The organism is Streptomyces sp. JNUCC 63, assembly GCF_054366325.1.
The window spans coordinates 4,406,885-4,419,236 of record NZ_CM135963.1; the positions used below are offsets into that span (position 1 = coordinate 4,406,885).

Genomic DNA, 12,352 nt, shown 5'->3' on the forward strand with positions numbered 1-12,352 from the left:
CGAGCATGCCGTCGGCCCGACGTACTCGAAGAGCTTGTCGACTTCTTCCCCCTTCTGAAGGAGGGGGTCCTACAGCTTGCGCCGTGGGGTTTCCTGCTTCATCGCCGACTGCCTGCCCGGAGTTCTTCGTTGAGGTCTTACACCGGCTCCACAGGCCGACACCGCCGGCCCGGCGGCCAGAAGGTTGTGCGCCGCGTTCACGTCGCGGTCGTGGGTGGTGCCGCAGCCGTCGCACGTCCAGGTGCGGACGTTGAGCGGCATCCTGTCCTGCAGGGTTCCGCAGTGCGAGCACAGCTTGGAGGAGGGGAACCAGCGGTCGACCGCGATCACGTCGCGCCCGTACCAGCGGGCCTTGTACTCCAGCAGGTCGCGGAACTGCGACCGTGCCGCGTCGCTGATGGCGCGGGCGAGCGTGCCGTTCTTGAGCAGGTTCCGGACGGTGAGGTCCTCGATCACGATCGTTTGGTTCTCACGAACGAGCCGAGTGGTGAGCTTGTGCAGGGTGTCGCGTCGCCTGTCGGCGATGCGTGCATGGATTCGCGCCACCTTGCGGCGGGCCTTGGCCCGGTTCGCCCCGTCGCCCGGCGCTTTGCGGGACAGTTCCCGTTGGGCCTTGGCCAGGCATGCGCGGTCGTGCCGCTCGTGCCGGGGATTGGTGATCTTCTCTCCGGTCGGCAGGGCCAGTAGGTGGTCCAGGCCGGCGTCCACGCCCACCGCCTTCCTGTTGCCGGGGAGCGGCGTGATGCCGGGGTCTTCCACCAGCGGGGAGACGAACCAGCGGCCGGCCGCGTCCTGGGAGACGGTCACCGTGGACGGCTGCGCACCCTCGGGGAGGGGACGCGACCAGACGATGTCCAGCGGCTCCGCCATCTTGGCCAGGGTCAGCCGGCCGCCAGTGAACCGGAACGCGCTGGTGGTGTACTCGGCACTCTTGCGGGACTTCTTCTTCGACTTGAACCGCGGGTACTTCGCCCGCTTGCCGAAGAAGTTCGTGAACGCCGCCTGCAGGTGGCGCAGGGCCTGCTGGAGCGGGACGGAGGAGACGTCGTTGAGGTAGGCGAGCTCCTCGGTCTTCTTTCACGCCGTGAGCATCGCCGAGATGGCGTTGTAGTTGACCCGTTCGGCCCGCAGCGTCCACGCCTCGGTACGGGCCGCCAGCGTCAGGTTGTAGACCTTGCGCACGCAGCCGAACGTGCGCGACAGCTCCGCTGCCTGCGCATCGGTCGGACAGAAGCGGTACTTGAACGCCCGCTTCACCTGCACGCTCCCCACAGCTCATCCTCTACTACCTCAACTTGTTTTCAAGGATCGCCCATTGAGAGCGAGTGCCGGTCCGCTCTGACGGCGAACCGGCTTTCCCCCTCCCTGCTCTGCTGTTGGGAGGCACACTTCACCGGAGGGGGTCAGGCCCTGGGCACAAGCGGAGCCCCCTCGGCAAGGACGGCGGGCTGGTCGAGGGGGCTCTCGGGAGGGTGCTTGTCTCGGCTGCCGACCTCGGGCCTCGGTCCCTAGGCCTTGATCGACGCCACGAAGGTGTTCCACGCGTCGGCGGGGAAGCCCAGCACCGGGCCCTCGGGAACCTTGGAGTCCCGGACCGCCATGGCCGCGACCACCGGTGACTTGACCTCGACGCATGCGCCGTTGCCCGTGGAGTACGAGGACTTGGTCCACGTCTGGACGACGCCCTGACGAATTGCCATTTTTGCTCCGGATTGCCAGTGGAGTGGTTTGCGCCAACGCTCTTGCTCGATGGCGTGATCGACGCTACTCGCCACTCTCGGCATCCGACGCGGCTATTCACCCTTACGGATGGCATATTCCGGTGGGGCTTCTGCCTTGATGCGGTGAAGTGTAGGCTGCAGCAGCTTCCCGCCGAAGACGTTCAGCGCTCGTAGTCCTTCGCGATCTCGGCGATGAACTGCCGCGACTGCTCCACGTTCAGCGCCTGCGCCCGCAAGTGCTCGTACATCACGCTGTACTTCTGCACGTCGTTCGCCTTCTCCAGGTACAGGTCACTGGTGACGCCCTCGATGTAGACCACGCTGGAGTCGGCCGTGTCCGGGAACTCCAGGATGGCGTACTGGCCGTTGAGGCCCGGGTGGGCGCCCATGTCGAAGGGGATGACCTGCACGGTCACGTGCGGCAGCCGGGACTGCTCGACCAGGTGCTCCAACTGGTCCCGCATCAGGGACCGGTTGCCGACCGCCCGGCGCAACGCGGCCTCGTCCAGGACCGTCCACAGGCGCAACGGGTTCTCGGCGGCGGAGATTCGTTCCTGCCGGCGCATCCGGACCTGGACGCGCTTCTCGACGTCGGCGGGCGCGGTTTCCGGCAGGGCACCGGCGATCAGCGCCTCCGCGTACTGGCGGGTCTGCAACAGACCGGGGACGACCTGAGGGTCGTAGATCCTCAGGCTCGCCGCGTCCGTCTCCAGACCGATGTAGACGCTGTAGGGGATGTCGCCGAAGGAGTGCCACCAGCCTTGCTGACGCGAGTCCTTGGCCATCTGCATCAGCGACTCGACGACCCGGTGGTCCTCCACCTCGTAGACCCCGCACAGATCGCGCACGTCGCGCTGGCTGATGCTGCGCCGGCCGTTCTCCAGGCGGCTGATCTTCGACTGCGACACCAGCAGTCTCTCGGCCACCTCTTCGGCCGTCATGCCCTTGAGTTCGCGAAGTCTGCGCAGCTCCTGGCCCAACCGACGCCGCCTGACAGTGGGATTGACATTGGACGCCACGGGACGTGCACCTCCGGCCGCATGCCTCTACTTTGCGTATCTGCTGTTGAGCAGACTGCCACCAAGGTGCTTTCTACCGCTGGAAAACTCCGGATATGCGGGTTGACGGCCGCGGGTTGGACGGCTTGTTCGCCTGCGGTGCGCTTTCAGCCGGTGTCGGGGCGGCAGGGGGACCCCTGCCGCCCCGACACCGGCGCGCCCCTACGGCTCTCTCGCGGCCGGCGCGTCGGGCAGGGCGTCGTGGGTGGGCCCTTGCCCCTCGCCGTGACCACGCCGTGGAGCCGTGGGGCTGGGCTCAGTGCACTACCGCACGGCCGGCCATGGAGTCGCGTCGTGGCTGCATCGGTACGCCACGGGCCGGCTCCGCGGCGGACTTGGCTCGCGCACCGGTCTGACGGCCTGCCGATCCCGGACCGCGGCGCGGCTGGGCGGCCACGCCGTTCTGGACGTCCATCACGGCGTGCGCCACGAGTCCGCCCATGGGGTCGTGCCGGATCAGGTCCCTGAGCCGGGACCGTGAGGACCGTCCCTCGTTGCCCGGATACAGGTGCTTGCCCAGACCGACCGCGTGCGCCAGCGCGGCGAGCGCCGCCGTCCGCGGGTCCGGCGGCACGCCGGTGCGGATCGCGGAGTCCAGCCGGGCCCTGATCTCCCGGCTGATGGCGGTGTCCGTCGCCTGGTAACGAGTCGTCGGCAGCACCCCGCACATCTGGCCGGGCACGGCGGCGACCATGCCGCACCGCTCCAGATGCGAGAGGTAGGTCTGACGAAGCCCGAGGCGGGGTCCGCCGATCCAGTGGACGGCCCGTACCGGAGCGCCGCGCCTTCGCAGCAACTCCAACGCGCAGTCCAGAGTTGGATCTCCTGTCGGCCGTGGCACCACCACGGCGATACGATCCCCGTCTGGGGCTATCCGTCCGGCCAGCGCCAGCTCCACTAGCTGTGCTCCGGCCAGACCGAGGTCGAGCGACTGCGGCTGCGCAGTGGTACCCGTGGCCGGGTCCAGTGCCAGCAGCAGAAGCTCCTCCGGAAGTGTTCTGCGGCTCCTGCCCATCCATGCCTCCCCGCGTGGATGAATGACAGGGTGACCCCTCTCACATTGGTCTGTCGAGGGTGCGTGACCGGTTCGTGAGGGAACCGGCAGGTATGTCGTTCTCGTCTTCCGCTTGGGTTTGGCCCGCACACAGGACACTGGTACATGGTTCGGACAGCGGTACGGCCGCGTGGGACGGCTGCTTCGTCCGGGTGGCGGTTCAGGTCGTGGTTCACGGTTCGGTAGCCGCGCGCGGGGCGTGCGGCGCATGGAGGAGGCATCGGTGGCGGGCGAGTCCCCCGACAGGTCGAAGCAGCGCGAGTCGTCGGCACAACCGACGTCGGGGAGCGCGGATCCGGTTCCCGAGGCCAGGAGTGAGGTCCGCGACCCGCGGCTTTCGCTGACGGGTGATTCGGGGGCGCCGGGCGCGTCCGAGGACTCCGGTGCCTCCGAGAGGTGCGGGGGCGTCGATACGGCCACGCGGGTGCTTTCGGTGCGGGACTTGGCGGCGGACGGCGGGGGTGTCGGGGGCGGCAGGGGTGCCCAGGCGTCCGAGAAGGGCCAGGGAGGCCGGGACGCCGGGACGGCGGGGAAGCCGGGAAGGGCCGCCCAGCCGGAGAGGACTGACGGCGCGAAGGACGACGCGGAGGCCGCCGACGGCCGGCCTGAGGACGCCGGCGAGGCGGAGAAGGCCGGCGAGGCGGAGGCGGCGGCCAAGAGCGGCAGGGCTGAGGCCGGCAACCGCAAGGCCGGTGAGGCCGAAGAGGGCGCCGCGGCCGGGAAGGCCGGGGAAGTGTCGCGGGACTCGGACTCGGACTCCGACGACGAGGACGACGCCCCGGGTGAAGTACGCCTGCGCGAGGCGGACCCCGAGGACACCGAGGACGCCGAGGACGCCGAGGAGAGCCCGGCAGGTCCGAAGGCCGACGGCGCCGACGGGACGAAGGACGCCGAGGACGTGGCGGAGGCCGACGACGCCGAGCGTGACGGGACCGCCCGGGACACCGCCCCGGCGGCTGCCGACGCCGATGCTGAGGACGCCGACGCCGAAGCAGCCGACGACGCACCGAAGTCCGGCCCCGCCACGGAGCCGAGGTCGAAGACCCCCCGTGGCGACGGCGACCCGCAGGGGCCGGCCGACGACCGGAAGCCCGACGGCAAGCCGCCCGTGGACCAGCCCACCACCATGCTCAAGGTCGGCGGTGCGGCCAAGCCCCGGGTCGACCAGCCCACCACCATGCTCAAGCTGGGCGGCGACAGAAAGCAGGACAAGGGGAACAAGGGGAACGAGGGGAACAAGGAGGGCAAGGAGAAGCAAGACGCGCACGTCCCCGAGTCCGACGCCGAGCGCACCAGCAAGTTCGTCGCGCTCAGGCCGCTCGACGTCCCGGAGACCCGTAAGCCGAAGCCCGCGAAGCCGGCCGCGCCCGCGGGCGAGACCACCGCGCTGCCCAAGGCCCCCGCGGACGCCACGACCGCCGTCCCGCAGGTCGGCCCCGAGCGGACCACCCAGCAGCCGCTGCCGCCCAAGCCGCCGCTGGACCTGCTGGCCGAACTGACGAACACCCCGCCGCCCCCGGAGACCCCGCTGCGCACCGCGGTGCGCCGGGTCAAGATCTGGACCCCGCTGGTCGTACTCCTCGTGATCGTCTTTGCGGTCGTGCAGGCCGTACGCCCGCTGCCGGCCCCCACCCTCGCACTCACCGTGAAGGACACCCACACCTTCGACGGCGACCAGGTGAAGCTGCCCTGGCCGAGCGAGGGCCAGGGCTGGATGGACGTGGACGGCATCGGCACGATGGACCACTTCGGAGAGCAGAAGCCGGTCGCCATCGGCTCGGTCGCCAAGACCATGACCGCGTACATCATCCTGCGCGACCACCCGCTGAAGCCGGGTCAGGAAGGTCCGAAGATCGAGGTCGACCCGACGGCGGAGAAGGAGGGCGGTTACGACCAGCAGAACGAGTCCACGCTCAACACCGTGAAGGCCGGCGACTTCCTCACCGAGAAGCAGGCCCTGTCCGCGGTCATGATCCCCTCAGCGAACAACATCGCGCGCCTGCTGGCCCGTTGGGACGCGGGCTCCGAGGAGTCGTTCGTCAAGAAGATGAACGCCACCGCCAAGGAGCTTGGCATGGCCAACACAACGTACACCGACCCCTCCGGTCTGAAGGAGACCACCGTCTCCACCGCCGAGGACCAGGTGAAACTCGGCAACGCGGCCATGAGGATCCCGGCCATGGTGGCCATCACCAGCGCGGCCAGCTGGCAGGACCCCTCGGGCCGCACCTGGAGCAACTACAACGAACTGCCGTACACCATCGGCGCGATCGGCATCAAGACCGGCTCCACCACCAAGGCCGGCGGCAACCTGCTCTTCGCCGCCCGCAAGAAGGTCGGCGACCAGACGGTGACCATCGTCGGCGCGATCCTCGGCCAGCACAAGCCGTCGATCCTCGACACGGTCAACGCGGTCAGCAGGACCGCGCTGCTCGCCGCGCGGGACGTGCCGACCTCGGCGAAGATCCTGAAGAAGGGCGACGTCGTCGGGTACGTCGACGACCAGCTCGGCGGCCACACCCCGATCGTCGTCACCAAGGACGTCACCGCGGTCGGCTGGGCCGGCCTGAAGGTGAGGCTGTCCGTCGTCGCCAAGGACGTACCGTCCATCGGGAAGGCCGGCGACGAGGTGGGCACGCTCACCGTCGGTGACGGCGCGGACGGTGCCGTACAGGTACCCGTCGCCCTGCAGAAGGACCTCGCCGAGCCGGGCCTCACGGACAAGCTGACACGCATCGGCTGACCCGCGCGTCACCCGGCGCCGTCGCCGCAACCCGCGCAGCCCGTCCGGGCAGCCCCACCCGGGGGCTGCCCGGACGGGCTGCGTGCTAGCGTCACGAATCGGGCACGTCGCCGGTCGCGGGACGCGGCCGGCGAACAAGAGGACGGGACACGGGGAGTGCCTTCAGGTGGCCACAGCGGAGCCGACACACGCCGACGACGCCGATCGGGGCCCGGGCGACGGCCCGCGAATAGGCGTGTCCACGACTGACACGGAGAGCGACCGCGCGAACGGTCACCGCTCCCGCACCCGGGCCGCCGTCATGGCCGTCCGGGAGCGGATGCTGCGGCACCCCGCCCTGTCCGTCACCGCCCTGGCCGGCCTGCTCCACATCGCCTGGTTCTTCACTTTCGCGAACAGTGGCGGCGACCTCGCGGCGCAGGACGCCTGGGCCGAGTTCGTCGGCCGGCACCCGGACTCGGCGTACAACCTCGCCTGGTACGGCGGCATGCACCCGGTGTCGTACAGCGTGGTCTCGCCGTATCTGATGTCGGTCCTCGGCGTCCGTACGACGATGATGATCGCCGGCACGGTCTCCGCGGGCCTGCTGACGATGGTCCTCATCCGCAGCCGCGCGGTCAAAAACCCCCTCTGGGCCGCGCTGGCCGGCGTCTTCGGGCTGCTGTGCAACGCGCTGTCGGGCCGGGTGACGTTCGGCCTGGGCACGATGTTCGCGCTGGGCGCGGTCGCGGCCGTGTTCTGCTGGCCGCACCGCTGGCGCTACAAACGCTGGGCGAAGGCGCTGGTCGCGGCCCCGCTGGCCGCGCTCGCCACCATGTCCTCGCCCGTGGCGGGCCTGTTCGTCGGCCTGATCGCGGTCGCGCTGTTCCTGCAGAAGCGCCACCCGGGCGCCTGGGCGCTGGGCCTCGGCCCGACCGCGGTGGTGGCCGTCTCGGCCTGGATGTTCCCCTTCTCCGGCACCCAGCCGATGGCGTTCGCCTCGGTGGTCCTGCCCCTGCTCTACGCGGTCCTCGCCGCCGTCCTCGTCCCCCGCGAGTGGAAGACGGTCCGGATCACGTCGGCGGTCTACGGCCTGGGGGTCGTACTGGTGTGGCTGATCAGCTCCCAGATCGGCTCCAACATCACCCGGCTGGCGATGCTGTTCGCCGGGGTGACGCTGGTGGCGGCGCTGCCGTACGCGGTCCCGCGCTCGCGCAAGTGGTACGCGACCGTGCTGGCCCTCCTCGGCTTCGTCGGCTGGATCGGCTTCAAGTCGGTCGACGACATCGTCCACACCACCCCCGCCGCCTCCTGGGCGCGCGAACTGGCCCCCCTCGTCAACCAGCTGCAGCAGGTCGGCGCGGAGAAGGGCCGCGTCGAGGTGGTGCCGGCCCGCTCCCACCGCGAGGCCTCCGCGCTGGCGCCGTACGTCAACCTCGCCCGCGGCTGGAACCGCCAGGCCGACATGCAGCGCAACCCGCTCTTCTACGACGACACGCTCAACTCGGCGAACTACCACGAGTGGCTCCAGCGCTGGGCCGTGCACTACGTGGTCCTGCCCAAGGACGACCCGGACGGCGACGGCGGCGAAAAGGAACGCGCCCTCGTGCAGCAGGGCATGCCGTACCTGAAGCAGATCTGGGGCGACGCCAACTGGCAGCTGTTCAAGGTCACCGACCCCACGCCGCTCGCCGAGCCCGACGCGGTCGTGATCCGCGCCGAGCAGGGCGAGATGGCCCTCCAGGTGCACAAGCCGGGCCGCATCCTCGTCCGCGTCCCCTACTCGCCCTGGCTCAGCCTCGTCGACGACAACGGCAAGAGCCTCAAGCCGCCCCAGGAGACGAACGCCTCCAAGCACCGCGCCAAGGGCGAGCCGAAGACGTACGACAACGTCAACGGCTGCCTGATGGAGACGGAACAGGACGCCAAGGGCGACAAGTGGACGATGCTGCTCGCACCGGAGGCGGGCACGTACCGACTGGCGTCGCCGTACCAGCTGCCGCGGGGCACACCGTGCCCGGACGAGCTGAAGTGACCGTCCGCCGTCGTGGGCGCCGGCCTCAGGCGAGCTGCGCCTCGACGGCCGCGACCAGCTCGGCGGCCTCCGGCTCGGTCTGCGGCGAGAACCGGGCGACGACCGTCCCTTCCCGCCCGACCAGGAACTTCTCGAAGTTCCAGCGGATGTCCCCGCTGTGCCCCTCGGCATCGGCGAAGCCGACCAGACGCTCGTAGAGCGCATGCCGCCCTTCCCCGTTGACCTCGACCTTCTCGGTCATCGGAAAGGTGACGCCGTACGTCGCCGAGCAGAACTCGGCGATCTCCTCGGCACTGCCCGGCTCCTGGCCCATGAACTGGTTGCACGGCACCCCGAGCACGGTGAAGCCCTGTCCCGCGTACCGCTCGTGCAGCTTTTCGAGGCCGGCGTACTGCGGGGTGAGCCCGCACTTGGACGCCACGTTCACGATGAGTACGGCCCGCCCGGCGTACTGCCCGAGCTCCGCGGAACCGCCCTGGAGGGCACCGATCTCCACGTCGAGCGGAGAGGCGCCGTTGTTGTCTGCAGTGGTCATGCCCGGATGCTAGCCGTGCCGGGTGACGGAACCATCCCGGCACCGGCCCCTGAGGCCGCCTCGACGAGGGCCTGCCCCGCCCCCGACCGCGAGTACAGCACCGACCCGCCCGGCCTGCCGCCCACACCCGCCGGCCGTGTTCCTCCAGACCGGGCTCTCGGTGGCCACGTCGACGTCCCGGCCGGGCCAATCCACCACCCGTGCGCCCGCACCGCGTGCCCACTGGCGAGTGCTAGGCCGTACGGCGCTTCCACACGCACCTGGTCACAGCTGACGGGGTCTTCGCCACCCCCGATCCCCACCGCACCCGGGCCCTGTTCCCAGGGCTGCAAGCGGAACCGTGACCCTGCCGGTGAGCACGAGTGCGACCGCTTCACTCACCCTGTGGTTCACATGCCGGGCGCGCGGAAGGTCGCCTGCCGGCGGGTGGCCTCGTCGATCTCGTCGAGGGTGAGGAGGGGGGTGGCCCGGGTGCGGAGGGCGCCGCTGGCCTTGACGGTGAGACTGACGGCGGCCATGGAGACCGGGTCGGGGAAGTCGACGATGAGCACGATGTCGTCCTCGCCGAAGGCGAAGTACATGGCCTCGACCTTCCCGCCGAGACCGGTGACGACCTGCTCGACGGCGGCGCGGCGGCCACTCGCGCCTTCCTTGAGCAGGCCCTTCGTGCCTTCGGGCGTGTAGGTGGCCTGGATGAGGAACTTCGGCATGGGGACGCTCCCTGCCCATCGCTTGTCGGTACGCAGAATGGCCTTCCCGCTGTCACGCCGGCCGCCAGTCACCGAACGACTGGATTCACTCGTTCGAAGCTGAAATCAGCTTTCCGCTGATCACAGCGGTACAAGGAGACGCGGTGGTGGCTCTGCCGTTCGGCCGGGCGTCGTGGGACGGGCGGCCGAACGGCGTGCCGGAGGGATCCTCACCTCCGGCACGGACCGCAACTCGGCACCGGCCTGCGCCCCCTGGAACTCGCCCGCCTCACCCTCGGCGACACCGGCATCCAGCTGCGCCACGGTCCCGACGGCCGCTGGTACCCGTACGCCCAGGAGGACGGCGACTGGTGGCCGTGCGCTCCCGCCGACCCGGACCCGGTCACCGCGCCGACCGGCGCCTGGGAGCGGCGCCGGGTGGCACCTACCTGACACAACAGCAACACGCACTCGCGCTAGTGTGCGAGTGTGAGCCTTCATGTCGTTGTGGGTTTTGGACCCGTCGGGGCGGCCACTGCCCGGCTGCTGGCCGAGCAGGGGCATTCGGTACGGGTCGTCACCAGGTCGGGCCGGAGCCCGGAGCCCGGGATCGAGCACGTCGCACTGGACGCGGCGGACAGCGAGCGGCTGATCGACGCCGCGCGGGGCGCGGCCGCGATCCACAGCTGTGCCGCGCCGCCCTACCACCGCTGGGTGAGTGAATGGCCGCCGCTGGCCTCGTCGGTCTGCGCGGCGGCCGAGGCGACCGGGGCCGTTCTGGTCATGCTGGGCAACCTCTACGGCTACGGTCCGGTGGACGGCCCCATGACGGAGCAGCTTCCGCTCGCGGCGACCGGCCCCAAGGGGCGGGCGCGCGCCGCCGTCTGGGAGCAGGCGCGGAAACTGCACGAGCAGGGTCGTGTCAGGGCGGTCGAGGTACGGGCCTCGGACTTCTTCGGGCCCGGCGTGACCGACGGCGGGCACCTGGCCGCGCGGGTCGTGCCGCGACTGCTGCGCGGCAAGCCGGTCTCCACGCTCGGGGATCCGGACACCCCGCACAGCTGGAGCTATGTCCCCGACGTGGCCAGGGCCCTGGTCGAGGTCGCGGGCGAGGAGCGGGCCTGGGGACGGCCCTGGCACATCCCGACGGAGCCCGCGCTGTCCACCCGCAAGATGGTGGACCGCCTTGCCGCCGAGGCGAGAACGGGGCCGGTGGCGGTGCGCAGGCTGCCGCCCGCCGTACTGGGTGTCGCGTCGGTCTTCTCCCCGCTGATCCGCGAACTGAAGGAAGTCCGTTATCAGTTCGACCGCCCGTTTGTCGTCGACTCCAGCGCTTACGAGGCCGAGTTCGCGGTACGAGCCACGTCCCTCGACGAGCAGATCAAGGCGACCGTGGACTGGTGGCGTGAGCGGTTGGCCACCACCGGGTGACATCCGTGGCGGGGAAGGATTCCACAGCGGGTTCAGCGGGTTCAGCGGGTGCGCGGCGTGACGACGTCGTGATCGTGGGGGTGGCCTGCCGGGACTCCTGGCTCGCCCCGGGCCCGCTCCACCGACGCCGTTGGCACTGCGGTCGATGCAGGGGCGCAGGTCCCGCCATCCGTCCCGGATTTCGACGCCCCGCCGGTGGATGCGGTGGTCGAGGGCGAACCCCGGCCACACCAGTGGCCGGGGATGTCAGTCCTCGCGGATGCTCAGCAGGTCGCCGGGCCGGCAGTTCAGTTCGCGGCAGATCGCGGTGAGGGTGGAGAAGCGGATCGCCTTCGCCCGGCCGTTCTTCAGGACGGAGAGGTTGACGACCGTCACCCCGACCCTGGCCGCCAGTTCGGACAGGGTCATGCCGCGGTCGGCCAGCAGCCGGTCCAGGTGGACCTGAACGCGGTGTCCCTCCTCCGGCGGCATCAGACCAGCCCCTCGGTGTCGGCGCGTAGCTTCGTACCGCGCCGGAAGACCTCACCCAGGGCCAGGACGAGGAAGGCGAGCAGGACGTACTCGCCGGTGAAGGTGGCCGAGAAGGGGATCCGGTCGGCCATGGGGGTGCCGCTCACCAGCGCCTGCGTGGTGCTCGACAGCAGCATCGGGGAGAGGACGCCCTGCACCAGCACCGTGAGCCCTATGACGCTCAGGCGCCGGGCGTTCTCCGGTACGAAGACGTCGCCGCCGCGCAGGGTCCTGGCCATCCGCAGGAGGAGGACCAGGATGAGGAGCAGGAACAGGCTGCCGATGAACTCCGGCAGGGCGAGCAACAGGCGCTGGTCCAGGTCGGGGTCGGCGAAGACGAGGTCGGCCTGGTGAGTACCGGTGAGAGCCATGCCGTGGCCCGCCACCGCGTCGGTCACGGTGCCCGGTACCCGGGTCGCGGTCTCGGCCTCGACCTCACGGGTGTCCACCGGGTCGACGAGGCCGACCACCCCGAGGACCGGGAGCAGCATCCCGAAGACACCGACCAGCAGAGTGGCCAGGCCCAGAGCTGCCTCCAGCAGCCGACTGTCGGTCCGGCTCCACCAGGACTTCGCACCCATGACTCCCCTTGCTGTT

At 70.3% G+C, this 12,352-nt stretch carries 10 protein-coding genes and 1 pseudogene; 3 read left to right on the top strand and 8 right to left on the bottom strand.

Annotated features, from left to right (window positions below):
- Window positions 1–69: 69 nt before the first annotated feature.
- The 4 genes and pseudogenes from ACX25U_RS20355 to ACX25U_RS20370 form a co-directional block, all read right to left on the bottom strand.
- A pseudogene (locus ACX25U_RS20355) lies at window positions 70–1,272 on the bottom strand (RNA-guided endonuclease InsQ/TnpB family protein).
- Between the two features lie 236 nt (window positions 1,273–1,508).
- The gene (locus ACX25U_RS20360) at window positions 1,509–1,700 is read right to left on the bottom strand and encodes a DUF397 domain-containing protein (RefSeq protein ID WP_454382131.1); all 192 of its coding nucleotides are present in this window, start codon (window positions 1,698–1,700) and stop codon (window positions 1,509–1,511) included.
- A 182-nt stretch (window positions 1,701–1,882) separates the two neighbouring features.
- Window positions 1,883–2,740 carry a helix-turn-helix domain-containing protein gene (locus ACX25U_RS20365; RefSeq protein ID WP_454382133.1) on the bottom strand — a complete coding sequence of 286 codons (858 nt, stop codon included), beginning with the start codon at window positions 2,738–2,740 and terminating at the stop codon, window positions 1,883–1,885.
- A 295-nt stretch (window positions 2,741–3,035) separates the two neighbouring features.
- Window positions 3,036–3,794: a GOLPH3/VPS74 family protein gene (locus ACX25U_RS20370; protein ID WP_454382135.1), complete on the bottom strand. Its 759-nt coding sequence runs from the start codon at window positions 3,792–3,794 to the stop codon at window positions 3,036–3,038.
- Between the two features lie 247 nt (window positions 3,795–4,041).
- Between ACX25U_RS20370 and ACX25U_RS20375 the strand changes: the two genes are divergently transcribed.
- The gene (locus ACX25U_RS20375) at window positions 4,042–6,576 is read left to right on the top strand and encodes a D-alanyl-D-alanine carboxypeptidase (protein WP_454382137.1); all 2,535 of its coding nucleotides are present in this window, start codon (window positions 4,042–4,044) and stop codon (window positions 6,574–6,576) included.
- Window positions 6,577–6,742: 166 nt separating this feature from the next.
- Complete coding sequence (locus ACX25U_RS20380) at window positions 6,743–8,590, top strand: MFS transporter (protein ID WP_454382138.1); 1,848 nt, start codon at window positions 6,743–6,745, stop codon at window positions 8,588–8,590.
- Between the two features lie 25 nt (window positions 8,591–8,615).
- Here the strand turns inward: ACX25U_RS20380 and ACX25U_RS20385 are convergent, their stop codons facing one another.
- Window positions 8,616–9,125 carry a glutathione peroxidase gene (locus ACX25U_RS20385; RefSeq protein ID WP_454382139.1) on the bottom strand — a complete coding sequence of 170 codons (510 nt, stop codon included), beginning with the start codon at window positions 9,123–9,125 and terminating at the stop codon, window positions 8,616–8,618.
- A gap of 389 nt (window positions 9,126–9,514) precedes the next feature.
- Window positions 9,515–9,835, bottom strand: a complete 321-nt coding sequence (locus ACX25U_RS20390; protein WP_454382140.1) for a GYD domain-containing protein — start codon at window positions 9,833–9,835, stop codon at window positions 9,515–9,517.
- A gap of 468 nt (window positions 9,836–10,303) precedes the next feature.
- On the opposite strand from ACX25U_RS20390, the gene ACX25U_RS20395 reads away from it, so the two are divergent.
- Window positions 10,304–11,245 carry an NAD-dependent epimerase/dehydratase family protein gene (locus ACX25U_RS20395; protein WP_454382141.1) on the top strand — a complete coding sequence of 314 codons (942 nt, stop codon included), beginning with the start codon at window positions 10,304–10,306 and terminating at the stop codon, window positions 11,243–11,245.
- 246 nt (window positions 11,246–11,491) lie between these two features.
- On the opposite strand, the gene ACX25U_RS20400 is transcribed toward ACX25U_RS20395, so the two are convergent.
- Window positions 11,492–11,716: a helix-turn-helix domain-containing protein gene (locus ACX25U_RS20400; RefSeq protein WP_454382142.1), complete on the bottom strand. Its 225-nt coding sequence runs from the start codon at window positions 11,714–11,716 to the stop codon at window positions 11,492–11,494.
- Window positions 11,716–12,336 (bottom strand): DUF2975 domain-containing protein, encoded by a 621-nt coding sequence (locus tag ACX25U_RS20405; protein WP_454382143.1) that lies wholly within the window; start codon window positions 12,334–12,336, stop codon window positions 11,716–11,718. Before ACX25U_RS20405 ends, ACX25U_RS20400 begins: the two co-directional genes overlap by 1 nt.
- Window positions 12,337–12,352: the final 16 nt, after the last annotated feature.

Excerpts from the sequence above, each read along its gene's own strand:
- ACX25U_RS20360 (WP_454382131.1), bottom strand. The coding sequence starts at position 1,700 with ATGGCAATTCGTCAGGGCGTCGTCCAGACGTGGACCAAGTCCTCGTAC.
- ACX25U_RS20405 (WP_454382143.1), bottom strand. The coding sequence starts at position 12,336 with ATGGGTGCGAAGTCCTGGTGGAGCCGGACCGACAGTCGGCTGCTGGAG.
- ACX25U_RS20390 (WP_454382140.1), bottom strand. The coding sequence starts at position 9,835 with ATGCCGAAGTTCCTCATCCAGGCCACCTACACGCCCGAAGGCACGAAG.
- ACX25U_RS20400 (WP_454382142.1), bottom strand. The coding sequence starts at position 11,716 with ATGCCGCCGGAGGAGGGACACCGCGTTCAGGTCCACCTGGACCGGCTG.
- ACX25U_RS20385 (WP_454382139.1), bottom strand. The coding sequence starts at position 9,125 with ATGACCACTGCAGACAACAACGGCGCCTCTCCGCTCGACGTGGAGATC.
- ACX25U_RS20375 (WP_454382137.1), top strand. The coding sequence starts at position 4,042 with ATGGAGGAGGCATCGGTGGCGGGCGAGTCCCCCGACAGGTCGAAGCAG.
- ACX25U_RS20370 (WP_454382135.1), bottom strand. The coding sequence starts at position 3,794 with ATGGGCAGGAGCCGCAGAACACTTCCGGAGGAGCTTCTGCTGCTGGCA.